We start from the raw sequence: 914 nt of genomic DNA, 5'->3' as shown, positions 1-914 counted from the left end.
AAGTTTGAACGTAATAAACCACACGTAAACGTTGGTACTATCGGCCACGTTGACCACGGTAAAACAACTCTTACAGCGGCAATCACGTCGGTATTAGCAAAGACTTACGGCGGTGACGCTCAAGCATTTGATCAAATCGACAACGCTCCAGAAGAGCGTGAGCGTGGTATCACAATCTCTACATCACACGTAGAGTATGATACTCCTACACGTCACTACGCACACGTAGATTGCCCAGGACACGCCGATTATGTTAAGAACATGATCACCGGTGCTGCTCAAATGGACGGCGGGATCTTGGTTGTTGCGGCAACTGACGGTCCTATGCCACAAACACGTGAGCACATCTTGCTAGGTCGCCAAGTTGGTATTCCTTACATGATCGTTTTCATGAACAAATGCGACATGGTTGACGACGAAGAGCTACTAGAACTAGTAGAAATGGAAGTTCGTGAGCTACTAACAGAATATGAATTCCCAGGTGATGATTTACCAGTAATTCAAGGTTCTGCACTTAAAGCGCTAGAAGGCGAAGAAAAGTGGGAAGCAAAAATCATTGAGTTAGGCGAAGCATTGGATTCATATATTCCAGAGCCAGAGCGTGACATCGATAAGCCATTCATCCTTCCAATCGAAGATGTATTCTCAATTTCAGGCCGTGGTACAGTTGTAACAGGTCGTGTTGAGCAAGGTATTATCAAAGTAGGTGAAGAAGTAGAAATCGTTGGTATCAAAGATACAACTAAGACGACTTGTACTGGTGTTGAAATGTTCCGTAAGCTTCTAGACGAAGGCCGTGCTGGTGAGAACGTTGGTGTTCTACTACGTGGTACTAAGCGTGAAGACGTAGAGCGTGGTCAAGTATTGGCTAAGCCTGGTTCAATCAACCCACACACTAAGTTCGAAGCTGAAGT

At 45.2% G+C, this 914-nt stretch carries 1 protein-coding gene; it reads left to right on the top strand.

Going from position 1 to position 914, the window contains the following annotated elements:
• On the top strand, positions 1 to 914 hold a 914-nt coding region (gene tuf / locus RM556_RS17300; RefSeq protein ID WP_311363143.1), incomplete at both ends, for an elongation factor Tu.

Source organism: Alteromonas sp. W364 (genome assembly GCF_031846205.1).
GTDB lineage: Bacteria > Pseudomonadota > Gammaproteobacteria > Enterobacterales > Alteromonadaceae > Glaciecola > Glaciecola blandensis.
This window is presented reverse-complemented; position numbering and strand designations above follow the sequence as displayed.